The sequence below is a fragment of the Vogesella oryzagri genome (assembly GCF_040148885.1).
Taxonomy (GTDB): Bacteria; Pseudomonadota; Gammaproteobacteria; order Burkholderiales; family Chromobacteriaceae; genus Vogesella; species Vogesella oryzagri.
On sequence record NZ_JBEFLD010000001.1, the window covers coordinates 133,860 to 159,912 of the forward strand.

Annotated in this window: 29 protein-coding genes; 23 read left to right on the forward strand and 6 right to left on the reverse strand. The window is 64.1% G+C overall.

The genetic code is table 11. The features are described from left to right. Positions 1-4 precede the first annotated feature (4 nt). The 7 genes from ABNW52_RS00675 (at position 5) to pabC (ending at position 6,846) form a co-directional block, all read left to right on the forward strand. Entirely contained in the window at positions 5-964 is a 960-nt protein-coding gene (locus ABNW52_RS00675) for a beta-ketoacyl-ACP synthase III (RefSeq protein ID WP_349582617.1), read from the forward strand. 164 nt (positions 965-1,128) lie between these two features. Continuing rightward, positions 1,129-2,058: an ACP S-malonyltransferase gene (gene fabD, locus ABNW52_RS00680; protein ID WP_349582620.1), complete on the forward strand. Its 930-nt coding sequence runs from the start codon at positions 1,129-1,131 to the stop codon at positions 2,056-2,058. Positions 2,059-2,102: 44 nt separating this feature from the next. Beyond that, positions 2,103-2,840, forward strand: a complete 738-nt coding sequence (gene fabG, locus ABNW52_RS00685; protein ID WP_349582623.1) for a 3-oxoacyl-ACP reductase FabG — start codon at positions 2,103-2,105, stop codon at positions 2,838-2,840. 151 nt (positions 2,841-2,991) lie between these two features. Continuing rightward, positions 2,992-3,231 carry an acyl carrier protein gene (gene acpP, locus ABNW52_RS00690; protein WP_047965576.1) on the forward strand — a complete coding sequence of 80 codons (240 nt, stop codon included), beginning with the start codon at positions 2,992-2,994 and terminating at the stop codon, positions 3,229-3,231. 166 nt (positions 3,232-3,397) lie between these two features. Next, positions 3,398-4,639: a beta-ketoacyl-ACP synthase II gene (fabF, locus tag ABNW52_RS00695; protein WP_349582626.1), complete on the forward strand. Its 1,242-nt coding sequence runs from the start codon at positions 3,398-3,400 to the stop codon at positions 4,637-4,639. A 105-nt stretch (positions 4,640-4,744) separates the two neighbouring features. Beyond that, on the forward strand, positions 4,745-6,040 hold the full coding sequence (locus ABNW52_RS00700; RefSeq protein WP_349582629.1) for an aminodeoxychorismate synthase component I: 1,296 nt from the start codon (positions 4,745-4,747) through the stop codon (positions 6,038-6,040). Continuing rightward, the gene (gene pabC / locus ABNW52_RS00705) at positions 6,040-6,846 is read left to right on the forward strand and encodes an aminodeoxychorismate lyase (protein WP_349582631.1); all 807 of its coding nucleotides are present in this window, start codon (positions 6,040-6,042) and stop codon (positions 6,844-6,846) included. Before ABNW52_RS00700 ends, pabC begins: the two co-directional genes overlap by 1 nt. Positions 6,847-6,857: 11 nt before the next feature. Here the strand turns inward: pabC and ABNW52_RS00710 are convergent, their stop codons facing one another. After that, the gene (locus ABNW52_RS00710) at positions 6,858-7,130 is read right to left on the reverse strand and encodes a DUF4936 family protein (protein ID WP_349582633.1); all 273 of its coding nucleotides are present in this window, start codon (positions 7,128-7,130) and stop codon (positions 6,858-6,860) included. A gap of 71 nt (positions 7,131-7,201) precedes the next feature. Here ABNW52_RS00710 and ABNW52_RS00715 point away from each other — a divergent pair, with 71 nt between their 5' ends. Further along, a complete protein-coding gene (locus ABNW52_RS00715; protein WP_349582636.1) occupies positions 7,202-8,095 on the forward strand; it encodes a prephenate dehydrogenase in 894 nt (297 codons plus the stop codon). Then, the gene (locus ABNW52_RS00720) at positions 8,092-8,547 is read left to right on the forward strand and encodes a YaiI/YqxD family protein (protein WP_349582637.1); all 456 of its coding nucleotides are present in this window, start codon (positions 8,092-8,094) and stop codon (positions 8,545-8,547) included. Before ABNW52_RS00715 ends, ABNW52_RS00720 begins: the two co-directional genes overlap by 4 nt. Positions 8,548-8,704: 157 nt before the next feature. Here ABNW52_RS00720 and ABNW52_RS00725 read toward each other — a convergent pair whose 3' ends face one another. Together ABNW52_RS00725 and aroA are read right to left on the reverse strand one after the other, a co-directional pair. Next, entirely contained in the window at positions 8,705-9,124 is a 420-nt protein-coding gene (locus ABNW52_RS00725; RefSeq protein ID WP_349582640.1) for a nucleoside triphosphate pyrophosphohydrolase family protein, read from the reverse strand. A 117-nt stretch (positions 9,125-9,241) separates the two neighbouring features. Further along, a complete protein-coding gene (gene aroA / locus ABNW52_RS00730; protein WP_349582643.1) occupies positions 9,242-10,534 on the reverse strand; it encodes a 3-phosphoshikimate 1-carboxyvinyltransferase in 1,293 nt (430 codons plus the stop codon). A 145-nt stretch (positions 10,535-10,679) separates the two neighbouring features. On the opposite strand from aroA, the gene cmk reads away from it, so the two are divergent. The 14 genes from cmk to ABNW52_RS00800 all read left to right on the forward strand — a co-directional run bounded on the left by cmk (position 10,680) and on the right by ABNW52_RS00800 (position 23,249). Then, a complete protein-coding gene (cmk, locus tag ABNW52_RS00735; RefSeq protein WP_349582646.1) occupies positions 10,680-11,339 on the forward strand; it encodes a (d)CMP kinase in 660 nt (219 codons plus the stop codon). A 155-nt stretch (positions 11,340-11,494) separates the two neighbouring features. Continuing rightward, entirely contained in the window at positions 11,495-13,174 is a 1,680-nt protein-coding gene (rpsA, locus tag ABNW52_RS00740) for a 30S ribosomal protein S1 (RefSeq protein ID WP_349583647.1), read from the forward strand. 9 nt (positions 13,175-13,183) lie between these two features. Further along, the gene (locus tag ABNW52_RS00745; protein WP_174874999.1) at positions 13,184-13,480 is read left to right on the forward strand and encodes an integration host factor subunit beta; all 297 of its coding nucleotides are present in this window, start codon (positions 13,184-13,186) and stop codon (positions 13,478-13,480) included. Between the two features lie 172 nt (positions 13,481-13,652). After that, a complete protein-coding gene (locus ABNW52_RS00750) occupies positions 13,653-13,946 on the forward strand; it encodes a LapA family protein (protein ID WP_349582649.1) in 294 nt (97 codons plus the stop codon). A gap of 28 nt (positions 13,947-13,974) precedes the next feature. Next, a complete protein-coding gene (gene lapB, locus ABNW52_RS00755; RefSeq protein WP_349582652.1) occupies positions 13,975-15,141 on the forward strand; it encodes a lipopolysaccharide assembly protein LapB in 1,167 nt (388 codons plus the stop codon). 20 nt (positions 15,142-15,161) lie between these two features. Then, positions 15,162-15,908 carry an orotidine-5'-phosphate decarboxylase gene (gene pyrF, locus ABNW52_RS00760; protein ID WP_349582655.1) on the forward strand — a complete coding sequence of 249 codons (747 nt, stop codon included), beginning with the start codon at positions 15,162-15,164 and terminating at the stop codon, positions 15,906-15,908. Positions 15,909-15,925: 17 nt separating this feature from the next. Further along, the gene (rfaE1, locus tag ABNW52_RS00765) at positions 15,926-16,888 is read left to right on the forward strand and encodes a D-glycero-beta-D-manno-heptose-7-phosphate kinase (protein ID WP_349582658.1); all 963 of its coding nucleotides are present in this window, start codon (positions 15,926-15,928) and stop codon (positions 16,886-16,888) included. Positions 16,889-16,923: 35 nt separating this feature from the next. After that, a complete protein-coding gene (locus tag ABNW52_RS00770; RefSeq protein ID WP_349582661.1) occupies positions 16,924-17,502 on the forward strand; it encodes a DUF924 family protein in 579 nt (192 codons plus the stop codon). A 54-nt stretch (positions 17,503-17,556) separates the two neighbouring features. After that, positions 17,557-18,552 carry an ADP-glyceromanno-heptose 6-epimerase gene (gene rfaD, locus ABNW52_RS00775; RefSeq protein ID WP_349582664.1) on the forward strand — a complete coding sequence of 332 codons (996 nt, stop codon included), beginning with the start codon at positions 17,557-17,559 and terminating at the stop codon, positions 18,550-18,552. Positions 18,553-18,721: 169 nt separating this feature from the next. Further along, positions 18,722-19,177, forward strand: a complete 456-nt coding sequence (gene nrdR, locus ABNW52_RS00780; protein WP_174874949.1) for a transcriptional regulator NrdR — start codon at positions 18,722-18,724, stop codon at positions 19,175-19,177. Positions 19,178-19,254: 77 nt separating this feature from the next. After that, the gene (locus tag ABNW52_RS00785; RefSeq protein WP_349582667.1) at positions 19,255-19,791 is read left to right on the forward strand and encodes a GNAT family N-acetyltransferase; all 537 of its coding nucleotides are present in this window, start codon (positions 19,255-19,257) and stop codon (positions 19,789-19,791) included. Continuing rightward, entirely contained in the window at positions 19,788-20,897 is a 1,110-nt protein-coding gene (gene ribD, locus ABNW52_RS00790; RefSeq protein WP_349582670.1) for a bifunctional diaminohydroxyphosphoribosylaminopyrimidine deaminase/5-amino-6-(5-phosphoribosylamino)uracil reductase RibD, read from the forward strand. Before ABNW52_RS00785 ends, ribD begins: the two co-directional genes overlap by 4 nt. A gap of 101 nt (positions 20,898-20,998) precedes the next feature. Then, the gene (locus ABNW52_RS00795) at positions 20,999-21,685 is read left to right on the forward strand and encodes a hypothetical protein (protein ID WP_349582673.1); all 687 of its coding nucleotides are present in this window, start codon (positions 20,999-21,001) and stop codon (positions 21,683-21,685) included. A gap of 79 nt (positions 21,686-21,764) precedes the next feature. Then, positions 21,765-23,249 carry a carboxypeptidase M32 gene (locus tag ABNW52_RS00800; RefSeq protein WP_349582676.1) on the forward strand — a complete coding sequence of 495 codons (1,485 nt, stop codon included), beginning with the start codon at positions 21,765-21,767 and terminating at the stop codon, positions 23,247-23,249. A 180-nt stretch (positions 23,250-23,429) separates the two neighbouring features. Here ABNW52_RS00800 and ABNW52_RS00805 read toward each other — a convergent pair whose 3' ends face one another. The 3 genes from ABNW52_RS00805 to ABNW52_RS00815 form a co-directional block, all read right to left on the reverse strand. Beyond that, a complete protein-coding gene (locus tag ABNW52_RS00805; protein WP_349582678.1) occupies positions 23,430-23,972 on the reverse strand; it encodes a cold shock domain-containing protein in 543 nt (180 codons plus the stop codon). 187 nt (positions 23,973-24,159) lie between these two features. Next, complete coding sequence (locus ABNW52_RS00810; RefSeq protein ID WP_349582681.1) at positions 24,160-24,363, reverse strand: hypothetical protein; 204 nt, start codon at positions 24,361-24,363, stop codon at positions 24,160-24,162. A 162-nt stretch (positions 24,364-24,525) separates the two neighbouring features. Beyond that, positions 24,526-25,959, reverse strand: coding sequence for an aminotransferase-like domain-containing protein (locus ABNW52_RS00815; protein ID WP_349582684.1), 1,434 nt, complete (start codon positions 25,957-25,959; stop codon positions 24,526-24,528). Positions 25,960-26,053: the final 94 nt, after the last annotated feature.

A 26,053-nucleotide genomic window follows, 5' to 3' on the forward strand; every position in this document is an offset into this window, starting at 1 on the left:
GCTCATGACCTATTCCCGCATTCTCGGTACCGGCAGCTATCTGCCGGACACCATCCTGACCAATGCCATGCTGGCCGAGCGGGTGGAAACCAGTGACGAGTGGATTGTCTCCCGCACGGGTATCCACGCGCGCCATATCGCCGCCGATGACCAGAAGACCAGTGACCTGGCCTATCAGGCATCGGTCAAGGCGCTGGAAAGCGCCGGCATCGCCGCGACCGATCTGGACATGATCATCGTCGCCACCACCACGCCGGACATGGTGTTTCCCAGTGCCGCCTGCCTGCTGCAGGAAAAGCTGAACGTGCCCGGCATCCCGGCGTTCGACGTGCAGGCGGTGTGTGCCGGCTTCATGTTCGCGCTGGCCACCGCCGACAGCTACATCAAGAGCGGCATGGCCAAGCAGGTGCTGGTGGTAGGCGCGGAAGTAATGAGCCGCGTGCTGGACTGGGACGATCGCCGTACCTGCGTGTTGTTTGGCGATGGTGCCGGCGCCATGGTGGTGGGCAAGTCGGACGCGCCGGGCATCATGCACGTCAAGCTGGCTGCGGACGGCCGTTACCAGGGCATCCTGAATACCCCGGCGCAGATCGCCGGCGGCAAGATTCAGGGTATTCCCTACCTGCACATGGATGGTCCAGCGGTATTCAAGTTCGCGGTGAAGGCGCTGTCCGACATTGCCGAAAAAACCCTGGCCGAAGCCGGTGTGGAACAGTCTGCAGTGGACTGGCTGGTGCCGCATCAGGCCAACCTGCGCATTATCGAATCCACCGCCAAGCATCTTGGCCTGTCCATGGACAAGGTGATCGTCACCTTGCCGCAGCAGGGCAATACTTCGGCGGCATCCATCCCGCTGGCGTTTGATCACGCCGTGCGCGACGGCAAGATCCAGCGCGATCAGACCGTGCTGCTGGAAGGCATCGGCGGCGGTTTCGCCTGGGGTGCCGTGTTGCTGCGCTACTGATACCACAGGCGGGTGCGACAGTGTCGTGCCCGTTTTTCTGGCTTATTTCCGGTATTGTCGGCTAACTGCTGCAAACGTCCCGTTCATACGGGTGTTTGAGGGTTTTTTTGCATTAATGCCGGCAAGCAGTCATCATTCACCCCGTTTAAAAAAGGAGACCCGCAATGGCGTTTGCCTTTCTCTTTCCCGGCCAGGGCTCGCAGAGCCTGAAAATGATGGACGGCTTTGCCGACCTGCCGGTAGTAAAACAGACATTTGATGAAGCCTCCACGGCCCTGGGCGAAGACCTGTGGGCGATGCTGCAGGCCGAATCCGCTGATGCAATCAACGCCACCGTCAATACCCAGCCGCTGATGTTGGCCGCAGGTGTGGCCACCTACCGCGCCTGGCTGGCACAAGGTGGCGCGGTACCGGCCGCGGTAGCCGGCCATAGCCTGGGTGAATACTCGGCGCTGGTGGCTGCCGGTGCGCTGGATTTCGCCGACGCGGTGAAACTGGTGCGTCTGCGTGCGCAAGCCATGCAGGAAGCCGTGCCGGCGGGCGAAGGTGCCATGGCCGCCATCCTCAACCTGTCCGATGACGACATCCGTGCTGCCTGCGCCGAAGCCGCGCAGGGCGAGGTGGTGGAGCCGGTGAACTTCAACTCGCCGGGGCAGGTGGTGATTGCCGGCAGCAAGGCTGCTGTCGAGCGTGCGATGGAGCTGTGCAAGGCCAAGGGCGCCAAGCGCGCGCTGCCGCTGCCGGTGTCGGTGCCGTCGCACTGCTCACTGATGAAACCGGCTGCCGAGCGTCTGGCCGCTGCGCTGGGCGCGGTGGAGATCAAGTCACCGCAGATGCCGGTGCTGCACAACGCCGACGTGGCCGCCTACAGCGACCCGGCGCAGATTCGTGATGTGCTGACCCGTCAGCTGTATTGCCCGGTGCGTTGGACCGAAACCATCCAGCAGCTGGCTGCCGACGGTATCGTGCTGATGGCCGAGTGCGGCCCAGGCAAGGTGCTGGCTGGTCTGGCCAAGCGTATTGACGGCAACGTCAACTGCCACGCGCTGACCGATGCCGCCAAGCTGGAAGCGGCCCGCGCCGAGCTGGCGTAACGAATTACAGGTTGGCCGCATGCGGCCAACTGCAGGAGAACGACATGAGTTTGCAAGGTAAAGTCGCACTGGTGACCGGCGCATCGCGCGGCATCGGTGCTGCCATCGCCGATACGCTGGCTGCGGCCGGCGCCAAGGTGATCGGCACTGCCACCTCCGACAGCGGCGCGGCTGCTATCGGCGAGCGCCTGGCGCAGTGGGGCGGCGTCGGCATGGTGCTGAACGTGGGTGAAGAGGGCGCCATCGATGCGCTGATCGACACCATCGCCAAGGAATACGGCGATGTGGCCATCCTGGTCAACAACGCCGGCATCACCCGCGACGGTCTGTTGATGCGCATGAAGGATGAAGACTGGGACGCCATCATGGATACCAATCTGAAGTCGGTATTCAAGGCCTCCAAGGCCGTGCTGCGCAGCATGATGAAGGCCCGCGTCGGCCGCATCATCAACATCGCCTCGGTGGTGGGCGTGATGGGCAATGCCGGCCAGACCAACTACGCGGCCGCCAAGGCCGGCATTATCGGCTTTACCAAGTCGATGGCGCGCGAAGTGGGCAGCCGTGGCATTACCGTCAACTGCGTGGCTCCGGGCTTTATCGATACCGACATGACCCGCGCGCTGCCGGAAGCGCAGCGCGAGATGCTGGTGGGCCAGATTGCACTGGGCCGTCTGGGCGATGCGCAGGATATCGCTGATGCGGTGCTGTTCCTGGCGTCTGACAAGGCTGCCTACATCACCGGTCAAACCCTGCATGTCAACGGCGGCATGCTGATGCCGTAAGACGTTGGCCGCAACAAGTTGTCAACAAACAGCCACCTGGCTGACATCATTTCCGTGATGAAGGGTGTTCTAGGTAGGCTACTCTGGTTTTTTTTTGTAGAATGGCGGGGTTTTGTTATCCCGAGCACAGAAAGGTAAAGGGTTTAAACAAATGGAAAACATCGAAGCGCGCGTAAAGAAGATCGTTGCCGAGCAACTGGGCGTGAATGAAGCCGAAGTGAAGATCGACTCTTCCTTCGTTGACGATCTGGGCGCTGACTCCCTGGACACCGTTGAGCTGGTAATGGCGCTGGAAGAAGAGTTCGAGTGCGAGATTCCGGATGAAGAAGCCGAGAAGATCACTACCGTTCAGCAAGCTGTAGACTACGTTACCGCTCACCTGAACAAGTAATTCCTTTTTGGATTTACCAGGACCTCTGCCGGTGTGGCTACACGCGCCTGCAGAGGTTTTTTGCTGTAGTAGTTCTGAAACGCGTGTTTGATTCAATGCTGTAAAGCATTGTTTCCCGCGTCGGGGCTAACGGGAGCCAGGCTCCCACATTTCACGGAGATACCCTGTGTCTACACGCAGAGTAGTAGTGACCGGCCTTGGGCATGTGTCCCCGGTCGGTAACGATGTCGCCAGCGGCTGGGCCAATCTCCTTGCCGGCAAGAGTGGCATCACTGCCATTACCCGTTTTGACGCCAGCGATGTGGCTTGCCAGATCGCCGGTGAAGTCAAAGATTTCGACATCACCCAGTACATTCCGGCAAAAGATGCCCGCCGCATGGATGCGTTCATTCATTACGGCATTGCCGCTGCGCTGCAAGCCGTGGCCGATGCCGGCCTGGATGACATCCCCGGTCTGGACAAGACCCGCGTTGGCGTCAACATCGGTTCCGGTATCGGCGGCCTGCCGCTGATCGAGGAAACCGGCGTGGCACTGCAACAAGGTGGTGTGCGCAAGATCGGCCCGTTCTTCATCCCGGGCTCGCTGATCAACCTGATCGCCGGTCACGTGTCCATTCTCAAGGGCTTCCAGGGGCCGAGCTACGGCATCGTGTCCGCCTGCACCACCGGTGCACACTGCATCGGCGATGCCGCGCGCCTGATCAAGTACGGCGACGCTGACATCATGGTGGCTGGCGGCGCTGAAGGCGCGGTCACCAAGCTGGCAGTAGGCGGTTTTGCCGCCATGAAGGCGCTGTCCACCCGTAACGATGACCCCGCCACCGCCTCCCGTCCGTGGGACAAGGGGCGTGACGGTTTCGTAATGGGTGAAGGTGCCGGTGTGATCGTGCTGGAAGAGTACGAGCACGCGGTGAAACGTGGCGCCAAGATCTACGCCGAGCTGATCGGTTTCGGCATGAGCTCCGATGCCTACCACATCACGGCACCGAGCGCCGAAGGCCCAGCCCGTGGCGTCACTAACGCGCTGCGCGATGCCGGCATCAATGCCGACCAGGTGCAGTACGTCAACGCGCACGGCACCTCCACCCCGCTGGGTGATGCCAACGAAACCAATGCGCTGAAACTGGCGTTTGGCGAGCACGCCAAGAAGCTGGCGGTGAACTCCACCAAGTCGATGACCGGTCACCTGCTGGGTGCCGCCGGTGGCGTGGAGGCGATCTACTCCATCCTGGCCGTGCACAACCAAGTGGCGCCGCCGACCATCAACCTGCACGATCAGGACTTCGAGGCCGGTTGCGATCTGGACTACGTGGCCAACACCGCGCGCGACATGCAGATCGATGTGGCAATCTCCAACTCGTTCGGCTTCGGCGGTACCAACGGTACCCTGGTGTTCAAGCGCGTATAAGCCATGTCCGGTCGCGCAGGCGACATTGACAGCCAAGACCGCTGCGATAAACTCGCGCGGTCTTTTTCTTTTGCGGCCAACGTTTTGCGCGTTGGAGCGGAACCCATGCATTTCGAACTGCTGAACCATACCCCCGACCTGCTGGCGCTGCACGCCGCCGACCGGGCGCGCTTTCCCTACCTACTGCAGTCGTCCGGCGACATCGGCTGGGACATCCTGATGGCCTTGCCCGTAGCGACGCGCATCTACCGCGAGGGCGAAGGCGCCGCTTTTCTGGCCGACGTGCGTGCGCTGCCGGCGCCGCAGGCGGTGGCCAATCCGCATGGCCTGCCGTTTACCGGCGGCTGGTTCGTGTACCTGGGTTACGACCTGCTGTCCGAGTTTGAACCCAGCGTGCCGGCGGCCATCAGCGACAGCTTCCCGTTGGCGGCGCTGACGCGTATTCCGGCCGCCATCCTCCACGACCGCGCCGGCAGGCAAAGCTGGCTGCTGGCGGAAAGCGCTGCGCAGCTGGCCGAGCTCAAGGCCGCCTTGCAGGCCGCCGTGCCGTTCAGCCCGCGCGCGGTGACGCTGCAAGGGCTGGAGGAAGACCCGCCGCACTGGTACACCGACGCGGTGGTGAAACTGAAGGATTACATCTACGAAGGTGATGTGTTCCAGGTCAACATCTCGCGCGGCTGGCGCGCCACGCTGGGCGAGGAAGTGCGCCCGGTGGACCTGTTCGCCGCGCTGCGCCGCGCCAATCCGGCGCCGTTCTCGGCGCTGGCCGATTTCGGCGATGCGCACATCGTCAGCTCCTCGCCGGAGCGGCTGGTGCGCGTGCACGACGGCTGGGCGGATACCCGCCCGATCGCCGGCACCCATCCGCGCTCGCCGGATGCCGCCGAGGATGCCGCGCTGAAGCAGCGGCTGATCAGCAGCATCAAGGAGCGCGCCGAGCACGTGATGCTGATCGACCTGGAGCGTAATGACCTGGGCCGCATCTGTCAGCCGGGCACGGTGGAAGTCAACGAGCTGATGGCGGTGGCCAGCTATGCCTACGTGCATCACATCGAGTCCAATGTCCGCGGCCGCATCCGCCCCGGCGTGGACACGGTGGACGTGTTCCGCGCGCTGTTCCCCGGCGGCACCATCACTGGCTGCCCCAAGGTGCGCACCATGCAGATCATCCGCGAGCTGGAAAACAGCGCGCGCCGCGCCTACACCGGCAGCCTGGGCTACCTCAACCGCGACGGCACGCTGGATGTGAACATCCTGATCCGCACCTTCATGCAGCAGGGGCAGCAACTGCGCTTCCGTGCCGGCGGCGGCATCGTCGCCGACTCCGATCCGCAGCGCGAGCTGCAGGAAACCCGTCACAAGGCGCGTGGCCTGCTGCGCGCGCTGGGCGTGGAGGCCTGATGCTGATCAACGGCCTGCCCGGCGACAGCATCAGCGCCAGCGACCGCGGCCTGGCCTATGGTGACGGCCTGTACCGCACGCTGGAAGCCCGGCATGGCACACCGCTGCTGTGGCACTGGCAGTGGCAAAGGTTGGCCGCAGACTGCGCGCAGCTACGCCTGCCGTGCCCGGACGAGGCACTGCTGCTGCGCGAGATCGCCAGCGTTGCGGCCGAGCTTGAGCGCGCGGTGGTGAAGATCGTGCTGACCCGCGGCGGCGGCCAGCGCGGCTATGCCATGCCCGATGGCTGCAGCCCGACGCGCATCGTCAGCGCCAGCGCCTGGGGCGGTTACCCGGCCGAGCGCGCGGCGCAGGGCATCGTGGCGCGCTGGTGCGACACGCGGCTGGCGCTGCAGCCGCTGTTGGCCGGGGTGAAACACCTGAACCGGCTGGAGAACGTGTTCGCGCGCAGCGAGTGGCGCGACCCGGCCATTGCCGAAGGGCTGATGCTGGACATGGCCGGCAGCGTGGTGGAAGGCACCATGAGCAATCTGTTCATCGTGCGTGGCGGCGAACTGCTGACCCCGCCGCTGGACCGCTGCGGCGTCAGTGGCGCCATGCGTGCCAGCGTGCTGGATGCCGCGGCCAACCTTGCTATCCCGGCGCGCGTGGTGCGGCTGCTGCCGGACGAGGTGCTGGCGGCGGATGAAGCCTTTGTCTGCAACAGCCTGGCCGGCATCTGGCCGCTGCGGCAGCTGCACACACGGCACTGGCACGACTGGCCGCTGACTCGCCATCTGCAGCTGGCGTTACAGGGCGGCAGCTGAGCGGCGCCGGGTTAGGTCAGCGCGACAAACCACTCCTCGTGCCGCTGCAGGGCGGCCAAGCTTGGTCGCGCGGCGACGGCGGCGTGCAGCGCGGCATTGAAGCCATCGGCATCGGTGATGGCGTCGTAGATTTCCATCCAGGTGTGCGTGTCATCGCGACGTTGCAATAATCTGCCCTGAATTCCTGTTTTTTCTTGAATTTCTTCCATTAGTGCCATCACGGCATGCTGTGCTGGCAGAAAATTGTCGCTCACGCTGTAGTACACATATAGCGAAGCTGGCATGGCGGTTCCTTTTGCAGCGCAAAAATAAGGTTATGATAGCCGCTCCTTCTTTAATGGCACGGGACAGCAGCATGCAGGTGGGTGAGGGCGGTTTGACCCTGGTGGTGATCGGCGTCGGCCTGATCGGCGGTTCGTTTGCGCTGGCGCTGAAGCGCGCCGGCAAGGTGGCGCGGGTGATCGGTGTCGGCCGTTCTGCGGCCAACCTGCAGCGGGCGGTCGAGCTGGGGGTGATCGACGCCGCCAGCCACAGCGCCGCCGAGGCGGTGCGTCAGGCCGATATCGTACTGGTGGCCACGCCGGTGGGGCAGATGGGGCGGGTGTTTGCCGAGATCGCGCCGCAGCTGCCGGCCCACTGCGTGGTGACCGACGGCGGCAGCACCAAGAGCGACGTGGTGGCGCTGCTGCGCCAGCATCTGCCTGCCCACCTGGCGCAGTGCGTGCCGGCGCACCCGATTGCCGGTTCCGACCTGTCCGGCGCCGCCGCCGCACAGTATGGCCTGTACGACAACCGCCGCATCGTGGTGACACCGCTGCCGGAAACCGCCACCGCCGCCGCCGAGCTGGTGCGTGAGCTGTGGCAGGCCTGCGGCGCCCGTGTGTACCAGATGAGCGCGACCGAACACGATGCGGTGTTCGCCACCGTCAGCCACTTGCCGCATCTGCTGGCGTTTGCCTATGTGGATACCATTGTCGGCAAGGCCGATGCCGAGCGCTGTTTCGATTTTGCTGCTACCGGTTTTCGCGACTTCACCCGCATTGCCGGCAGCCATCCGGAAATGTGGCGCGACATCGCGCTGGCCAACCGCGACGCGCTGCTGGTGGAGCTGGACGCGTTCCAGCACACGCTGGACGCGTTGCGGGCGGAACTGGCCGCCGGTGATGCGGCGGCGATGACTACCCGCTTCGAGCGGGCGCGGCTGGCCCGCCAGGCTTGGCAGCAGAAATTCAATCGGGGCAATACATGACTATCTGGGTGGATGCCGATGCCTGTCCGGCGGTGATCAAGGACATCCTGTTTCGCGCCGCCGAGCGCACCGCCACCGCCACGGTGCTGGTGGCCAACCAGCTGCTGCGGGTGCCACCGTCGCCACATATCCGCGCGCTGCAGGTGCCGGCCGGCTTCGACGTGGCCGATAACCACATCGCGCAGCAGGCGCAGCCAGGCGACATCGTGGTGACAGCGGACATTCCGCTGGCGGCACAGGTGGTGGCCAAGGGCGCGCTGGCGCTCAATCCGCGCGGCGAGCTGTATAGCGATGCCACCATCCGCGAGGCGCTGGCACTGCGTAACTTCATGACCGAGCTGCGCGACAGCGGCGTGCAGACCGGCGGGCCATCCGCCTTCAGTCAGCGCGACCGCGCTGCTTTTGCTGCGCAGCTGGACAAGCTGCTGCACAAGTTGGCCGCAAAACGTTAGCGCAGCTGCCTAGGGTCTGTCTGCGCTCCAGCGCTAGAGCGAAACAAGGCGAAAACGGCTGAGGAAGCAGGGGTTACGGGTTACTAAGGGTAAACGGGCGTCCCGAAGCCGTTTTTCATGCCGTATCGCCGGCGCGCAGCAGATCGTAAGCAGGCTCTCAACCGCCGCTGGCGCGGATCACGCCTTCCTTGTCCGCCGGTTGCCAGCCGGCCGGCTTCAGGATCTTGCCGTCGGTGCGGCGCAACACCTTGCCGTCCACGCATTTGGCCAAGTTGGCCGCATGGATGGCGGCGAACATGTCTTCTAGCGGCAGGCCCTGCGACAGCAGCAGGCCGATCAGCACATTCAGCACATCCACGCCCTCGGCCGCCAGCTCGGCGCGCAACCGGGTCTGTTCGGCCGCATCCGCCTGCGGCAGTTGCTGGTAGTCCTGCAACGCGGTCATGAATTCCTGCCACTCCTCCTGCAGCATGTTCTGCCACATGGTCAGCGCCTCGGCGTGATATTGCGGCTGGGTGGGAAGCTGCATGTCGAAGCGCTGCATGAAGTCGCGGCGCAGGGTGAAGGGATCGCTCATCTTGTGTTTTGTGTGTATTAAGTCGCAATATTTTGTGTTTAGCCTTGCCATTTGGCAAGCCGCGGGCATGAAAAAGCCGCTGCAAGGGCAGCGGCCAGGGTGGTCGGGCGGCAGTGCTTAGCCGGCCGCCAGCTTGCCCAGTACTTCGAAGTAATCCGGGAAAGTCTTGGCCACACATTTGGGGTCGTTGATGATCACCGGCGTACCCAGTAGCGCCACCAGCGAGAAGCACATCGCCATGCGGTGGTCGTCGTAGGTGTCGATCTCGGCGTTGGCAATCAGCGTGGCCGGCGGGGTGACGCTGATGCTGTCCTGGGTTTCCACCACCGTGGCGCCGACCTTGCGCAGCTCGGTGGCCATCGCCGCCAGACGGTCGGTTTCCTTCACCCGCCAGCTTTCCACGTTGCGGATGGTGGTGGTGCCGTTGGCGGCCAGCGCGGCCACGGCGATGGTCATCGCCGCGTCTGGGATGTGGTTCAGGTCCACGTCGATGGCCTTCAACCCGCCTTGCGGCGCGCGTGCCTCGATCCAGTTGTCGCCCATGCTGATCTCGGCGCCCATCAGTGCCAGCGCGTCGGCAAACTTCACATCGCCCTGGATGCTGCTGCGGCCAACCCCTTCCACCCGTACCGGGCCGCCGGCCAGCGCGCCGGCCGCCAGGAAATAGGAGGCGCTGGAGGCATCGCCCTCGACGTGGATTTCGCCCGGCGACTGGTAGTGCTGGCCGCCGGCAATGTTGAAACGCTGCCAGCCGTCGCGCTGCACGTTCACGCCGAAGCGCGCCATCAGGTTGAGGGTGATCTCGATATACGGCTTGGAAATCAGCTCGCCCACCACCTCGATGGTGACGCTCTCGCCGGTCAGCGGCAGCGCCATCAATAGCGCGGTAAGGAACTGGCTGGAGACATTGCCCTTCACCGGAATCACCTTGCCGGCGCTGATGCTGGCCGGCTTGATCTGCAGCGGCGGGAAGCCGTCGTTGCCCAGGTAGGCGATATCGGCGCCAGCCACGCGCAGCGCATCCACCAGATCGCCGATCGGGCGCTCGTGCATGCGCGCCACGCCGTGCAGGTGATAGTTGCCCTGCATCAGCGCCAGTGCCGCCGTGAGCGGGCGGAAGGCGGTGCCTGCGTTGCCGAGGAACAGGTCGGCGTCCTTCACCGCGAACGCGCCGCCGGTGCCATGCACCAGAAAATCACGGCTGTCGCCCTGCTGTTCCACTTGCACGCCCAGCGTGGTCAGGGCTTCCAGCATGCGGCGGATATCGTCGGAATCCAGCAGGTCGCGCACCAGGGTCGGGCCGTCGGCCTGCGCGGCCAGCAGCAGGGTGCGGTTGGAAATGCTCTTCGAACCCGGCAGTTTCACGGTGCCGGCCAGGCGGGGAATCGGGTGTAGCGTGAGTTGTTCCATGGTCTTGTCTTTTTGGCGTGCGGCAGGGCGCCGCGCGGGGTGATCTCGTGCAGCGACTGTACCGTTTTTGTGCACTGCGACGCAAACCTGCAGTGCCAAGGGCAGCTGCGTTACAATGTTCGGTTTTGATTCAAGGCGATGTGACATGCCTACGTTGAAACCTGTAATTACCATCGATGGCCCGTCCGCGTCCGGCAAGGGTACCGTGGCTGCGCTGGTGGCGGACAAGCTGGGCTTGCATTACCTGGATTCCGGCGCGCTGTATCGCTTGACCGCGCTGTATGCGCTGCGCGAGGGCGTGAGCTGGGAAGATGCGCAGCGTGTGGCCAGGTTGGCCGCACAGCTGCCGGCGGCATTCCGTGATGGCAAGGTGTGGCTGGATGGCCACGATGTCAGCGCGGCGATCCGTGCCGAAGATATCGGCATGGGCGCCTCCAAGGTGGCGGCGCTGCCGGAAGTGCGCGCCGCGCTGCTGGCGCGCCAGCGTACCTTCCTGGTGCCGCCGGGGCTGGTGGCGGATGGCCGCGACATGGGTTCGGTGGTGTTTCCGCGCGCCGAACTGAAAGTTTTCCTGACCGCCAGCGCGGAAGTTCGGGCGGAGCGACGCTATAAGCAGTTGATCGCAAAAGGGGAATCTGCTAATCTCGTTCAGATTCAGCTGGATATTTCTGAGCGTGACGCACGTGATGCGGCGCGCCCGGTTGCCCCGCTGCGACAAGAGCCGGATGCCCGCTTGCTGGACACCTCGGCCCTGACTATCGACCAGGCGGTCGATCAGGTGCTGGCGTGGTTCGCCGCGGTCTGATTTTTTCAGGCCGCCGGCGATGACCGCAATGCCGTGGCCCGGCCATTAATTTTTTGTAAACGCAGCTTGTAACTCCTTGCGCTGGCTGCGTATTTCAACTTGACCCGTGTGACGCAAGGCACGCTTATGTGAGTATACGAATGACTACCTTCGAAATGGAAAGCTTTGCCGCGCTGTTTGAGGAAAGCCTCTCCCTGCAGGAAATGCGCGCTGGTGAAGTGATCACCGCTGAAGTGGTTGGCGTTGATTCCAACTTCGTGACCGTTAACGCCGGTCTGAAGTCCGAATCCCTGATCCCGGTTGAAGAATTCAAGAGCGACAACGGTCTGCTGGAAGTGCAAATCGGCGACTTCGTGACCGTAGCGATTGACTCCCTGGAAAACGGTTTCGGCGAAACCAAGCTGTCCCGTGAAAAAGCCAAGCGTCTGGCTGCCTGGGTTGACCTGGAAGAAGCGCTGGAAGCTGGCAAGATTCTGTCCGGCGTTATCAGCGGCAAGGTTAAGGGTGGTCTGACCGTTATGGTTAACGGCATCCGCGCCTTCCTGCCGGGTTCCCTGGTTGACGTGCGTCCGGTGAAAGACACCACTCCGTACGAAGGCAAGGAAGTCGAGTTCAAGGTTATCAAGCTGGATCGCAAGCGTAACAACGTTGTTGTTTCCCGCCGCGCCGTGCTGGAAGAGACCTTGGGCGAAGAGCGCAAGGCACTGCTGGAAACCCTGAAAGAGGGCGCAGTGATCAAGGGTATCGTCAAGAACATCACCGACTACGGTGCGTTCGTTGACCTGGGCGGTATCGATGGCCTGCTGCACATCACCGACCTGGCATGGCGTCGTGTGAAGCACCCGTCCGAAGTGCTGGCTGTTGGCGATGAAGTAGAAGCCAAGGTCCTGAAGTTCGACCAAGAGAAGAACCGCGTATCGCTGGGTCTGAAGCAACTGGGCGAAGATCCGTGGGTGGGCCTGTCCCGTCGCTACCCGTCCGGCACCCGTCTGTTCGGCAAGGTAACCAACCTGACCGACTACGGTGCGTTCGTGGAAATCGAGCAGGGCATCGAAGGTCTGGTACACGTGTCCGAAATGGACTGGACCAACAAGAACGTACACCCGTCCAAGGTAGTTCAGGTGGGTGACGAAGTTGAAGTGATGATCCTGGAGATCGACGAAGAGCGTCGTCGTATCAGCCTGGGCATGAAACAGTGCCAGGCCAATCCGTGGAACGAATTCGCCGACAACTTCAAGAAGGGCGACAAGCTGAAGGGCGCGATCAAGTCCATTACCGACTTCGGCGTGTTCGTTGGCCTGCCGGGCGGCATCGATGGTCTGGTGCACCTGTCCGACCTGTCCTGGACCGAAACCGGCGAAGACGCCGTGCGCAAGTTCAAGAAGGGCGACGAAGTTGAAGCGCTGGTTCTGTCCATCGACGTGGAAAAAGAACGCATCTCCCTGGGCATCAAGCAGATGGAAGGTGATCCGTTCAACAACTTCGTTGCCATGAACGACAAGGGTTCCCTGGTGAAGGGCATCGTTAAGTCCGCTGATGCCAAGGGCGCCGTGATCCAGCTGGAAGCCGACGTTGAAGGCTACCTGCGTGCTTCCGAAGTATCCCGCGACCGCGTTGAAGACATCCGCACCCACGTTAAAGAGGGTGATGAAGTTGAAACCGTGATCATCGCTGTGGATCGCAAGTCCCGCTCCATCAGCCTGTCCATCAAGGCCAAGGACATGCAGGAAGAGAAAGCTGCCATGGCAGCCGTATCCTCCGATGCCAACGTGTCTGCTGGTACCACCAGCCTGGGCGCGCTGCTGAAAGCCAAACTGTCCGGCGGCAACGAGTAATTTATGGACATGACCAAATCTGAGCTTATTGCGAGGCTTGCCGAGCGTTATCCTCAGTTGGTCGCCAAAGATGCTGAGCTGGCCGTCAAAACCATTCTGGATGCGATGGCCGGCAGCCTGGCAAAAGGGCAGCGAATCGAGATTCGCGGCTTCGGTAGTTTCGATCTGAACTACCGTCCGCCGCGGGTTGGCCGCAACCCCAAGTCTGGCAGCAGCGTTGTCGTTCCTGAGAAATACGTGCCTCACTTCAAGGCAGGCAAGGAATTGCGCGAGCGAGTTGATCTCGAGGACGGCGCTGACCAATAAGTTGCTTGTTGTCTGTCTAGCAAAACGCTGCGACCACCGGTCGCAGCGTTTTTTTATGCCATGCGCGCTTGGGAGCCATCGTGCTTTCGTTTAAACTTGCGAGGCTGGTCGTTTTGTCGCTGGCATGATGTCATCGGCAACCTGTCTGTGTTGCGAACCAAGTGAGAGTCCCATGCGTTACCTGTTCCGCTTGTTTGAGCTGCTACTGCTCGTGTTGCTGGTTGCGGTCACTGTGCAGAACAGCACCGTGGTCGAGTTCAAGTTGTTCTTCGGTCACAGCTGGCAAGTGCCGCTGATTCTGTTGCTGCTGATTTTCTTCGTTGCTGGCGCCGTGATCGGCCTGCTGGCCACGTTTGCCTATTCCCTGCGCGTTCGTCGCGAGCTGTCGCAGCTCAAGAAGGAACTGCGTTCCCGTCAGGCCGCCAGCAAGGTGGTGACTGATCCGAGCGATGCCCTGGCCGATTGAGCCGGCGGTTTTCCCTATCCGAGGTTGAATGTTGGATCTAGATCTGTGGTGGCTGTTGCTGTTCCCGGCTTTCTTTGGCCTGGGCTGGCTGGCCGCGCGCGTGGACATGCGCGCCGTATTGAAGCAGGCCAAGGAAGTGCCGGCCGCGTTTTACAAGGGGCTGGATGCGCTGGTCGATGACCGTACCGACGTCGCCTCGCGCTCGCTGGCCGAAGTGGCGCGCGCGCACCCGGATTCGCTGGATGTGCAGCTGAGCCTAGGTAAGCTGTATCGCCGTCGCGGCGAGAACGATCACGCCATCCGCCTGCATCAGAAACTGCTGGAGCTGCCGGACCTGACGGCAGAGCAAAAATCGCAGGTGCGCTTCGAGCTGTCGCAGGACTTCCACAAGGCCGGCCTGGTGGATCGGGCCGAAGAGCTGCTGCTGACCCTGCTGAAAAGCCACCACATGGGCAAGTCGGCCCGCGAGCAGCTACTGAGCATTTACCAGCAGGACCGCGACTGGGAGAAGGCTATTGCCACCGCGCGCGAGCTGCGCAGCGATGCGCATTCCTTCCAGCATGAAGTAGCGCAGTTTTTCTGCGAGCTGGCGCAGGCGGCGCTGTACCAGTCCGATTACGACAAGGCCCGTCATTACGTGGCAGAGGCGTTTGCGGCCAACCGCAAGTGCGTGCGCGCCAGCATTCTACTGGGCGATATCGAAGTGGCGGAAGGCCGGCTGGAGGCTGCCATCACCGCGTGGCAGGCAATCGAGAAGCAGAACTACGAATACCTGGCCATGGTGGCCGAGCGGCTGTTCGACGCCCACGAGGCACTGGGCAAGTCGCAGGAAGGCATTGCCTTGCTGCGCGGCTACCAGCGTACCTTCTCGCAGCTGGAGCTGACCGATCTGCTGTACCAGAAAGTGGCGACCTACGAAGGCGAAGCCAAGGCGCTGGAGGCGGTGCGCGAGGCGGTGCACGCCCGGCCGAACCTGTTGGGCGTGTATCGCCTGATCGAAGCACAGATGGACGAGCTGAGCCCGGAAGGGCGCATGGATGCCGAAGTGGCGCGCGCGCTGGTGATGAAGCACGCGCAGAAACTGACCGTGCACCGCTGCAAGCGCTGCAACTTCCGCTCGCGGGCATTCTTCTGGCACTGCCCGGCCTGTGGCGAGTGGGAAAGCTTTACGCCCAACCGCTCGGAAACCAATTGAATTCACCGACACGACCAAGCATGAATCCTTTGATCCTTGAAAATGCCACGGCCAACGTGGCCTCGCCGGTGCTGGTGGCACTGGACTTTTCCACCGCCGATGCCGCGCTGGCCTTTGCCGCCCGCCTGGACCCGAGCCAATGCCGGCTGAAAGTGGGTAAGGAGCTGTTTACCGCTGCCGGCCCGCAACTGGTGGAGCAGTTGGCCGCACGCGGCTTCCAGGTGTTCCTGGACCTGAAATTCCACGACATCCCCAACACCGTGGCGCATGCCTGCAAGATGGCGGCCGACATCGGCGTGTGGATGGTCAACGTGCATGCCTCCGGCGGCCGCCGCATGATGAGCGCCGCGGCCGAGGCGCTGGCCAACTACAGCCAGCGTCCGCTGCTGATCGCCGTTACCGTGCTCACCAGCATGGAAGCCGCCGATCTGGCCGAAATCGGCATCACCGTGCCGCCGCAGGAGCACGTGCTGCGTCTGGCGCGCCTCACCCGCGACAGCGGCTTCGACGGCGTGGTGTGCTCGGCGCAGGAAGCACCGCTGCTGAAGGCCGAGCTTGGCCAGGACTTCAAGCTGGTGACGCCGGGTATCCGCCTGGCCGACAGCGCCGCCGATGACCAGCGCCGGGTGATGACCCCGGTCGCCGCGTTGCAGGCCGGTGCCGACTACCTGGTGATTGGCCGTCCGATTACCAAGGCGGTGGACCCGCTGGCGGTGCTGAGCGGCATCAATGCCGATATCCGCGCCTGGCAGCTAAGCCAGGCCTGAACGGGCGGAGGACAAACATGAGCCTGTTGCAGCAACTGGGCCTGGCGCCCGAAACCCTGGGTAGCAAGTTGGCCGCCAGCCGCGTGCTGGTGGTGGGCGACGTAATGCTGGATCGTTACTGGTTCGGCGATGTCAGCCGCATCTCGCCGGAAGCGCCGGTGCCGGTGGCGCGCATCAACCGCATGGAAGAGCGCGCCGGTGGTGCGGCCAACGTGGCGCGCAACATCGCCGGGCTAGGTGGCCAGGCCACCATCCTGTCGGTGGTCGGCGACGACGAAGCCGCCACCGCGCTGGCGCGCCTGCTGGCCGCCGACGGCATCCAGGCCTCGCTCAAGCGTGATCCGGAGATTTCCACCACGGTAAAACTGCGCGTCGTGGCGCGCCAGCAGCAGCTGATCCGCCTCGATTTCGAGGACGCGCCGAGCCATGAAATCCTCGCCGACAAGCTGGACGAGTACGCCGCCATCGTCGCCGAACACGACGTGGTGATCCTGTCCGACTACGGCAAGGGCGGCCTCACCCACGTCGCGCGCATGATCGCGCTGGCGCGGGCGGCTGGCAAGCCGGTGCTGATCGACCCGAAAGGCGACGACTACAGCAAGTACGCCGGTGCCACGCTGCTGACGCCTAACCGCAGCGAGTTCCGTCAGGTCGCCGGCAGCTGGCAGACCGAGGAGCAGCTCAGCGCCAAGGCCGAAGCGCTGCGCGCAGCGCTGCAGCTGGACGCCTTGCTGGTGACCCGCAGCGAGGAAGGTATGACCTTGTTCCGCGCCGACGGCGCGGTGCATGAACCGACGCTGGCGAAAGAGGTGTACGACGTGTCCGGTGCCGGCGATACCGTGATCGGCACTCTGGGCCTGATGCTGGCTGCCGGGCTGGACATGCCGCTGGCCATGAGTCTGGCCAATGCCGCCGCCGGCATCGTGGTGGCCAAGCTCGGCACGGCCGTCTGCCATCAGCGCGAGCTGTTTGCTCTGTAAGCAGCACCCATTTGCAGCAGGAAAGCGAGGCACGCATGTTGTGGCACGAGGAAGTCCTGCAGTTCTGGTTTGGTGGCAGCAGCGACGAGATGCTGGCCATCCCGCGCGATGCCTGGTTCAAGAAGGATGCGGTGTTCGACGGCATCATCCGCGAGCGTTTCCTGGCGCTGGTGACGGCGCTGCAGACCGGCACATTGCTGCCGGTGGCGGATGATGCCCGCCAGGCGCTGGCATGGTTGCTGGTCGCCGACCAGTTTCCGCGCAATCTGTTCCGCGGCGAAGCGCGCGCCTTTGCCAGCGATGCGCTGGCGCAGCAGGTGGCACACGGCATGTTGGCCGCAGGGCTGGACCAGCAGTTGCCGCCGGTGGCGCGCTGGTTCTGCTATCTGCCACTGGAGCACAGCGAGCGGCTGGAAGATCAGGACGAGTGTGTGCGGCTCTTCTCTGCCTTGCCGCCAGACAGCCCGGGCTACGCCGGCGTAGTGGATTATGCCGGCCGTCACCGCGACATCATCGCCCGCTTTGGCCGTTTTCCGCACCGCAATGCGGCGTTGGGGCGGGCCAGTACGGCGGAGGAACTGGCGTTCCTGCAGCAACCGGGCAGCAGCTTTTAATCGAATCGATACCGGATTGGCCGCAGAGGCCGGCCCGCCTGAAAAGGAATACACATGACCATCGTCGTCACCGGCGCCGCCGGTTTCATCGGCTCCAATATCGTCAAGGCACTGAATGCGCGTGGCGAGACCGACATCCTGGCGGTAGACAACCTCACCCGTGGCGACAAGTTCGTCAACCTGGTGGATTGCGAAATCAGCGACTACCTGGACAAGCAGGACTTCATCAACCTGATCGGCAGTGGCGATTTCGACGGCGAAATCCGCGCCATCCTGCATCAGGGTGCCTGCTCGGACACCATGAATCACGACGGCAAGTACATGATGGAGAACAACTACCAGTACACACTGGAGCTGTTCGAATTCTGTCAGGCCGAAGAAGTGCCGCTGCTGTACGCCTCCAGCGCTGCCACTTACGGCAAGGGCAGCGTGTTCAAGGAAGAGCGCCAGCACGAAGGCCCGCTCAACGTCTACGGCTACTCCAAGTTCCTGTTCGACCAGGTGCTGCGCCGTCGCATGCGCGAGGGCCTCACCGCGCAGGTGGCCGGCTTCCGCTACTTCAACGTCTACGGGCCGCAGGAGCAGCACAAGGGCCGCATGGCCTCGGTAGCGTTCCACAACTTCAACCAGTACCGCGACACCGGCAAGGTGAAGCTGTTCGGCGGCTACGACGGCTACGCCGACGGCACCCAGAGCCGCGACTTCGTGTCGGTGGAGGACGTGGTGAAGGTCAACCTGTACTTCCTCGACAACCCGGAGCAGAACGGCATCTTCAACCTCGGCTCCGGTCGCGCGCAGCCGTTCAACGACGTGGCGGTGGCCACCGTCAACGCCTGCCGCCGCCATGAAGGCAAGCCGGCGCTGACGCTGGCCGAGCTGGTGCAGCAGGGCATCCTGGAGTACATCGACTTCCCGGAGGCGCTGAAGGGCAAGTACCAGAGCTTTACCCAGGCCGACATCGGCAAGCTGCGCGAAGCGGGCTACGGTGATGCCATGCTCAGCGTCGAGCAGGGCGTGGATCGCTACGTGGATTGGCTGATGAGCCGCTAAGCCGCCACAAGTTGGCCGCAAGCACGTTTACGGGCTGCCTTGGGCAGCCCGTTTTGCTGTCCGCGGCCGTGAAAGCGGCAAATTGCCGCCATCCTTGATGGCAAGGCTTAAATTGACGATGGGTTTGCTGATAACATCCGGCTATGGCAAGCAAGCGAGACGTATAACAATGAAATGTCCTTTCTGCGGCGGTATCGATACTCAGGTGGTGGATTCCCGCGTCAGTGACGATGGCAGCACCATCCGCCGCCGCCGCCGCTGTCTGGGCTGTGAAAAGCGCTTTACCACCTTTGAGACCGCCGATGTGCGCATGCCGCAAGTGGTCAAGACCGGTGGCCACCGCACCGAGTTCGATGTGGAAAAGGTGCGTACCAGCTTCCTGCGCGCCTTGCACAAGCGGCCGGTATCCACCCCGCTGGTGGACGATGCCATCGACCGCATCTGCCAGCGCCTGTTGCAGCTGGGCGAGCGCGAAGTGTCCAGCCGCCAGATCGGCGAAATGGTGATGAACGAGCTGGCCAAGCTGGACAAGGTGGCCTACGTGCGCTTCGCCTCGGTGTACAAGAGCTTTCAGGACATCGCCGAGTTCAGCGATGCCATCAAGGAAATCCAGAAAAAACCCTGATGCCTGCCGGCGGCGCGCAGGCAGGGCAGTCTCCTGTCGGCCGGCCGCCCTGGCCGGTGCGGGCGTGGAGGCAGCAGATGACGACTTCCCCTATCACCCTGCGTGATGCCGAAGAGCAGCATGCGGCCCAGCTGTTTGCGCTGGTCAATGCCAGCCGCGATGCGCTCGGGCAGTGGCTGCCGTGGGTCGAGACCTCGCAGACCGAGGCGCAGGTGCGTGAGTTTCTGCAGCTGCGCGCCTGCGAGCGGCGCCTGGGCGCATCGCGTACCTGCCTGATCGAAATGGATGGTCAGCCGGTGGGGGTGTGCGATCTGCACAGCATCAGCCACCATGACCGCCGCGCCGCCATCGGCTACTGGCTGGCCGATGCCTACGTTGGCCGCGGCATCCTGCCGCAGGCGCTGCAGCAACTGCTGTCCATCGCCTACCAGGAGCTGGGCCTGCACCGTACCGAGATCATCACCGCCGCGGCCAACCTGCGCAGCTGCGCCGTGGCCGAGCGCATGGGCTTCCAGCAGGAGGGCGTGCTGCGCGGCTATCTGTATATCCGCGGTCGGCACTGGGATGCCCGCATTTACAGCCTGCTGGCGCCAGAATGGAACGCGGCGCCATGAACTTTTCCGCAGACGATCACCGCTACATGCAGCAGGCGCTGCGCCTGGCTGAAACCGCCACCCGCCGCGCGGCGCCCAATCCGGGCGTCGGCTGCGTGCTGGTGCGCGACGGTGCCGTGATCGGCGAGGGCGCCACGCTACAGGTGGGCGGCGATCATGCCGAGATCCAGGCGATCAAGGATTGCTACGCCCGCGGTCTGAGCCCGGCTGGCGCCACCGCCTATGTCACGCTGGAACCGTGCAGCCACCACGGCCGCACCCCGCCGTGCGCCGGCCGGCTGATCACAGAAAAAATCGGCCGGGTAGTGGCCGCCATGGTCGACCCGTATCACGAAGTAGCCGGCCGCGGCATTGCCATGCTGCAGGCCGCCGGCATCCCGGCCGAGGCCGGCCTGCTGGAAGCCGAGGCCCGCCGCGTGCATCGCGGCTTTCTGTCGCGGGTGAGCCGGCAGCGGCCGTGGGTCACGCTCAAGGCGGCGGCGACGCTGGACGGCAAGACTGCCTTGCTCAACGGCGTCAGCCAGTGGATTACCGCTGCCGATGCCCGCCGCGACGTGCACGCGCTGCGGGCGGCCAACTGTGCCGTCCTGACCGGCAGCGGCACCGTGCTGGCCGATGACCCGCAGCTGACGGTGCGCGACACACCCTGCTTGCGCCAGCCTACGCGCGTGGTGCTGGACGGCGCGCTGGCGACGTCCCCCACCGCCCGCATTTACGATGCCGGCGTGGCGCCGGTATGGCTGGCCACCACGGTGACGGATGAAACCCGCCTGCAGCCATACCGCGCGCGTGGTGTGACGGTGCTGGCACTGCCGGCACCAGCTGGCCATGTCGATCTGGCGCAATTGTTGCGCGAACTGGCCAGCGCCGGCATCAACGAGTTGATGGTGGAAGCCGGCGCCGGCCTGCATGGCGCGCTGCTGCAGGCCGGGCTGGTGGACGAGATGGTGCTGTACCTGGCGCCGTACCTGGCCGGCGATGCTGCCCGCGGGCTGTTTGCCTGGCCGGCGCTGACGTCGCTGGACGACAAGCTGGCGCTGGAGGTGCTGGAGCTGCGCATGGTTGGCCGCGACCTGCGCCTGACGCTGCGTCCGCGGCCAGACTGATTTCGCGCTTGGCGCGCCCGGCGAATTGTCGGATAACACATGAACCGCTATGCTGCAGACCGCGCAGAACCAGCCGGTCTGCACTCAGGAGAAGGCCACGGATGAGTAGAGCCGAAAAAAGCGCTAAAAGCGAAAAGGGGGATGCACAGGACGCACTGGATGCCTACCTGCGCCTGCTGGAGAGCAAGGGAGCGGACAGCGAGGTGTTGGCGCTGCGCCGTCGGGTGCTGACCCGGCTCAATCTGATCGTGCGTGGCCAGCCGCGCACCACCACCATTTTCCGCTCGGCGGTGGATGCACTGCTGTCCTTGTGCGCGCCGGAAGACCGCCCGGGGGCGATGACCGCTGCGCGCGAGTACTACTATTTCTGGATCGGTGACGTCAAAAAGGTTACCGAGCTCAACGCCCGCTCCGGCTTTACCACCCGTCACGTGCGCCTGCCGGTGCTGGCCTCGTTCGACGACCTGCAGCAGCGCATGAGCGATGCCGGCTTCGACAGCTTCCCGCCGTCGCTGGAACTGTACCTGGGGCAGCTGTACGAGCTGGGTTCGGAAGAAGACGTGCTGGGCGAGCGCGGCGAGCTGCTCAAGCCGCTGCTGTTCCTGCTGCACGACCAGCCGCATCACCCGGACAGCTACCGCATGGCGGTGGATGCCATGCTGCTGCATCTGTCCGACAGCTTCGCCAGCGAAACCTTCCTCACCATCGCCCGCGAATTCTTCTACTACTGGCTGTCGTTTCCCGATGCCGACGTACGTGGCCAGTTCGGTGCCGCCCAGCCGCTCTGAGCTGCCCTGATGGCCAATTGAGCCCCCGGCGTTGCCAATGGCATCATGCGGCCAACCTTGACTTGACCTGGAGTACCGCATGAGCGCTTCTGCCTATCAGCAGCTGGAATCCGTGTTTACCCGCCTGTACCGCTACCAGCATCTGGCCGCCATCGCCGGCTGGGATCAAGCGGCGATGATGCCGCCGGGGGGCAACGACGCCCGCGGCGCCGCCATGGCCGAGCTGTCGGTGCTGATGCACGCCACGCTGACCGATCCGCAACTCAATACCTGGCTGGCCAGCGCCGGGCAGGAAGAGCTGGATGCCGCGCAGCAGGCCTCGCTGCGCGAAATGCGCCGCAGCTGGCAGCACGCCAACTTGCTGCCGGCGTCGCTGGTGGAAGCCAAGGCGCTGGCCGGCAGCCGCTGCGAGCACGCCTGGCGCGAGCAGCGCAAGGCCAACGACTGGCAGGGCTTTCTGCAGAACTTCCGCGAGGTGCTGCGCCTGTCGCGCGAAGAGGCGCAGCTGCTGTCCGACGCCAGCGGCAAGGGCCGCTACGACGCGCTGCTGGACAAATACGAGCCGGGGATGAACAGCGCCGAAGTGGAGCGCATCTTCGGCGACGTCAAGACCTGGCTGCCGGGGCTGATCCGGCAGGTGATGGACAAGCAGGCCGGCGAACAGCTGCTCACGGCGCAGGGGCCGTTTGCGGTGGACAGCCAGCGCGCGCTGGGGGTGGAGATCATGGGCCTGCTCGGCTTCGACTTCGATGCCGGCCGGCTGGATGTGTCGGTGCACCCGTTCTGCGGCGGCGTGGCCGAGGACGTGCGCATCACCACCCGCTACCGCGACGACGACTTCATGCAGAGCATGATGGGCATCGTGCACGAAACCGGCCACGCCCGTTACGAACAGCGCCTGCCGCGCGAGCTGGTACACCTGCCGGTGGGACAGGCGCGCTCGATGGGCATCCACGAAAGCCAGAGCCTGTCGTTCGAAATGCAGCTGGGCCGCAGCCCGGCCTTCCTGCAGCTGATCGCGCCGCTGGTGAAGAAACACCTGGGCGAGCAGGGCGCCTTCGATGCGGCCAACCTGGCGCGCATGTACACCCGTGTGCGCCCCGGCTTCATCCGTGTCGATGCCGACGAGCTGACCTACCCGGCGCACGTGATCCTGCGCTACGAGATCGAGCGCGCGCTGATCGAGGGCGACATCGAGGCGGAAGACATCCCGGCGCTGTGGGACGAAAAAATGACGGCCTATCTCGGCGTCGACACCCGCGGCAACTACCGCGACGGCTGCCTGCAGGACATCCACTGGACCGACGGCAGCTTCGGCTACTTCCCCAGCTACACCCTGGGCGCCATGTACGCGGCGCAATACTTCGCCACCATCCGCCGCAGCGTGCCGGACCTGGATGCGCGCATCGCCGCTGGCGACCTGACGCCGGTAATGGACTGGCTGGATGCCAACATCTGGTCGCAGGCCAGCCGTTGGGAAACCGCCGAGCTGGTGCAGCGCGCCACCGGCGAAGCGCTGAACCCGGCGCATTTCCGCGCCCATTTGCAAGCACGCTATCTGTAAGTACGCGCTTGTCGGCAAACGGCGGTCACCGCATGCGGTTGACTGCCGTTTTTGTTGCTTGGCCGCAGGCTAGGGCGGAGGCCTCATCCGGGCGTGACGCCAAGCTGCGGCCAACGTTTGCGCCGCTACTGGCACAACAGGCGCTGGGCCGTTCACCTTGGCAGCATCATGCTCCGGTGCTTAGAACTGCCTTTCGCACGGATCTCCATCGCCGTCACCATCCATCTTGGTGTTTGGACAGTGCTGGATAAAGTACAACGCCTCTTCTTTGGATCGCATTTCCGAGCAATGCTGGCGGCCGTCACAACTGAATTGTTGCTGGCTGACTGGCTCGAGCGGGCTGGTCTGCTGTGACAGGATGGCGTCTGCTGCCGCTATCGCGACGTGTGCCTGGTAGCGCTGATAGCCGAAATAGCCAAGTCCGGCGACTACTGCGGCAGCAAGCAGCATGTGGCTGAAGCTGGTTTTGGGGCGCGCGGGCTGGCGGGCAGGGCGTCCGGGTCGGGATGCAGCGAAACCTTTGCCCTGTATCTGGCAGGCTGCCGCTTTGCCGTCCCGTCCCTGTTTCAGCTCGAAGGAGACCAGCCAGCCCAGCTGCGGGCGGATGCCGCTGGCCGGGCAGTCGCTGATGTGAAAGAAGACTTCTTCCTTGGTGTCCTGGCGCTGGATGAAGCCGTAACCCTTGTCATCCAGCCAGCGGGTGATGGTGCCATAGTAAGCCATATTCTTGCCCTGATTATGGAATCGGCATTCCAGCGGCTTTTATCTCCTAAGAATTTCGGGCCGTTTGCCCGGCTGGTACGACATGGCTGGCCATCGCGCTTGGCTGCCAGTTTTTCCATACGAGTCGCGCCCGCGTGACGGCGCGCCAAGTGGGGCGGATCGCTGAGGTATGCCCCTGCCGTGGCGCTCACATTTTCACAAAGTATGGAATCGCCGCGATTGCCGCGCCAGCGGCGACCAGCTGCCAGCTGCTGGCAATAAGATAGGGCACGACCATCAGTGCGATGCCGCACAGCAGCGGCAGCAGCGTGCGTTGTTTTTTGCCGTAGATGAAATAACCGAAGCCGACTGAACTGACGACGACGCCCCACAGCAGTAACGACGCGTTCATGAACGTGGCTCCCGCTGTGGGCCAGGTGTGAGGCTGGCGATCATGTTGACCCTCGCTTCGGCTCGCTTGTCCGGCGTGCCGTTATTGGCTTGGTTGCTCTGCATGGTTGTCTTTATGCGCTAATCGCGGCGTGACGAAAAGTGCCACCCGCTGCCGGCACGCTCAGGGGCGGGTCGCAACCGTGCGTGCCAGCTCGCCCAGCCGTTGCAGCGCGCCGACGTAGCGTTCGTCCAGCGGCTGGCAGCAGGACAGCCGCAGCGCGTTGCGGTAGCGGCCGCCCGGCGAGTACAGCGGGCCGGGCGAGATGCTGATGCGCTCGGCGATGGCGGCGTGGAACAGCGCCACGGTGTCGTAGTCTTCCGGCAATTCCACCCAGATCAGGAAGCCGCCGCTGGGGTTGGTGGCGTGGGTGCCGGGCGGGAAGTGCTCGGCGATCAGCGCGCGTACCTTGTCCACGTGCAGCGCGTAGCGGCGCTTGAGCGCGCGCAGGTGGTGGTCGTAGCCGCCGGACTCCAGGAATGCGCCCAGCGTTTCGCACAGCACCAGCGGCTCGGCGATGGAGCTGGCGAACTTCAGCTTCTTGATCTCCTCGCCAAATCGGCCGCCTTCCAGCCAGCCGACGCGGAAGTCCGGCGCCAGCGTCTTGGTGTAGCTGGCGCAGACCAGCACCCAGCCGTCCTGGTCGAAGGCTTTCACCGCCGGTTGCAGCGCGTCGCCGAACTGCAGCTCGGCGTACAGCGCGTCCTCGATCAGCGGCACGCGATGGCGGTTGACCAGTGCGGCCAACCTTTTCTTGTTGTCGGTGGACATGCTGCAGCCCAGCGGGTTGTGCACGTTCGGCATGGCGATGATGGCGTTGAGGCGCTGTTCCTGCAGCAGCAGTTCCAGCGCGTCCAGCGCCAGGCCGTGCTGCGGGTCGGTGGGGATTTCCACCGCCTTCAGCCCCAGGCTGTTGAACAGCGGCAGCAGGTTGAAATAGGTCGGCGATTCGATGCCCACGGTATCGCCGGGGCGGGTGATGGCGCGCAGTGCCAGCTGCAGCGCTTCCATGGCGCCGTGGGTGAGGATGATGTTGTCGGCTTGCAGTGCCATGCCCAGCTCCAGCCCGCGGCGGGCGATCTGGGTGCGCAGCCGCTCCGAGCCCGGTGGCAGCGCGTAGTTGCCCACCAGCCCTGGCTGTTTGCGCAGCACCTGGCCCATCAGCCGCGCCAGCTTGGCCGACGGGTAGAAGTCGCCACCGCGCGGGCAGGCCAGCGCCATGTCGATGTAGCCCGGGGTCTGCTGCGCCTTCAGCGCCGCGCCGATCAGGTCCAGCACCGCGCCGTCGGTGCCGCGTGCCGGGCCCGGACGGTGGCTGGCGCCGCGCGCCGGCGACGGCAGCCGCGAGCGTACGTAGTAACCGCTTTGCGGCCGCGCCTCGATCAGGCCGCGGTCTTCCAGTACGCGGTAGGCGGCCACCACGGTGTTGAGCGACAACTGGCGGCTGCTGGCGGTCTTGCGCACCGACGGCAGGCGTGATCCGGGCGGCAGGGTGCCCAGATTGATGGCGGAGGACAGGTCGTCGGCAAGTTGCTGGTACAGCGTGGCAGTATTCATCGGCGTCTCGTGACAGCGTGGGCTAAAAACGATGGTGACAGTTGCATGAGCAGCCAGACTGTCACCGTGACAATAGCAAATCTGTGCGACTGTA

Coding starts and splice junctions, on each gene's coding strand:
- aroA (WP_349582643.1), bottom strand. CDS start 10,534: ATGGAACAACTCACGCTACACCCGATTCCCCGCCTGGCCGGCACCGTG.
- ABNW52_RS00745 (WP_174874999.1), top strand. CDS start 13,184: ATGACCAAATCTGAGCTTATTGCGAGGCTTGCCGAGCGTTATCCTCAG.
- ABNW52_RS00710 (WP_349582633.1), bottom strand. CDS start 7,130: ATGCCAGCTTCGCTATATGTGTACTACAGCGTGAGCGACAATTTTCTG.
- fabD (WP_349582620.1), top strand. CDS start 1,129: ATGGCGTTTGCCTTTCTCTTTCCCGGCCAGGGCTCGCAGAGCCTGAAA.
- fabG (WP_349582623.1), top strand. CDS start 2,103: ATGAGTTTGCAAGGTAAAGTCGCACTGGTGACCGGCGCATCGCGCGGC.
- nrdR (WP_174874949.1), top strand. CDS start 18,722: ATGAAATGTCCTTTCTGCGGCGGTATCGATACTCAGGTGGTGGATTCC.
- cmk (WP_349582646.1), top strand. CDS start 10,680: ATGCCTACGTTGAAACCTGTAATTACCATCGATGGCCCGTCCGCGTCC.
- rfaD (WP_349582664.1), top strand. CDS start 17,557: ATGACCATCGTCGTCACCGGCGCCGCCGGTTTCATCGGCTCCAATATC.
- rfaE1 (WP_349582658.1), top strand. CDS start 15,926: ATGAGCCTGTTGCAGCAACTGGGCCTGGCGCCCGAAACCCTGGGTAGC.
- ABNW52_RS00750 (WP_349582649.1), top strand. CDS start 13,653: ATGCGTTACCTGTTCCGCTTGTTTGAGCTGCTACTGCTCGTGTTGCTG.
- ABNW52_RS00715 (WP_349582636.1), top strand. CDS start 7,202: ATGCAGGTGGGTGAGGGCGGTTTGACCCTGGTGGTGATCGGCGTCGGC.
- ABNW52_RS00675 (WP_349582617.1), top strand. CDS start 5: ATGACCTATTCCCGCATTCTCGGTACCGGCAGCTATCTGCCGGACACC.
- lapB (WP_349582652.1), top strand. CDS start 13,975: ATGTTGGATCTAGATCTGTGGTGGCTGTTGCTGTTCCCGGCTTTCTTT.
- pabC (WP_349582631.1), top strand. CDS start 6,040: ATGCTGATCAACGGCCTGCCCGGCGACAGCATCAGCGCCAGCGACCGC.
- ABNW52_RS00700 (WP_349582629.1), top strand. CDS start 4,745: ATGCATTTCGAACTGCTGAACCATACCCCCGACCTGCTGGCGCTGCAC.
- ABNW52_RS00815 (WP_349582684.1), bottom strand. CDS start 25,959: ATGAATACTGCCACGCTGTACCAGCAACTTGCCGACGACCTGTCCTCC.
- ABNW52_RS00805 (WP_349582678.1), bottom strand. CDS start 23,972: ATGGCTTACTATGGCACCATCACCCGCTGGCTGGATGACAAGGGTTAC.
- ABNW52_RS00800 (WP_349582676.1), top strand. CDS start 21,765: ATGAGCGCTTCTGCCTATCAGCAGCTGGAATCCGTGTTTACCCGCCTG.
- ABNW52_RS00770 (WP_349582661.1), top strand. CDS start 16,924: ATGTTGTGGCACGAGGAAGTCCTGCAGTTCTGGTTTGGTGGCAGCAGC.
- acpP (WP_047965576.1), top strand. CDS start 2,992: ATGGAAAACATCGAAGCGCGCGTAAAGAAGATCGTTGCCGAGCAACTG.
- ABNW52_RS00725 (WP_349582640.1), bottom strand. CDS start 9,124: ATGAGCGATCCCTTCACCCTGCGCCGCGACTTCATGCAGCGCTTCGAC.
- pyrF (WP_349582655.1), top strand. CDS start 15,162: ATGAATCCTTTGATCCTTGAAAATGCCACGGCCAACGTGGCCTCGCCG.
- ABNW52_RS00720 (WP_349582637.1), top strand. CDS start 8,092: ATGACTATCTGGGTGGATGCCGATGCCTGTCCGGCGGTGATCAAGGAC.
- ABNW52_RS00810 (WP_349582681.1), bottom strand. CDS start 24,363: ATGAACGCGTCGTTACTGCTGTGGGGCGTCGTCGTCAGTTCAGTCGGC.
- rpsA (WP_349583647.1), top strand. CDS start 11,495: ATGGAAAGCTTTGCCGCGCTGTTTGAGGAAAGCCTCTCCCTGCAGGAA.
- ABNW52_RS00785 (WP_349582667.1), top strand. CDS start 19,255: ATGACGACTTCCCCTATCACCCTGCGTGATGCCGAAGAGCAGCATGCG.
- ABNW52_RS00795 (WP_349582673.1), top strand. CDS start 20,999: ATGAGTAGAGCCGAAAAAAGCGCTAAAAGCGAAAAGGGGGATGCACAG.
- ribD (WP_349582670.1), top strand. CDS start 19,788: ATGAACTTTTCCGCAGACGATCACCGCTACATGCAGCAGGCGCTGCGC.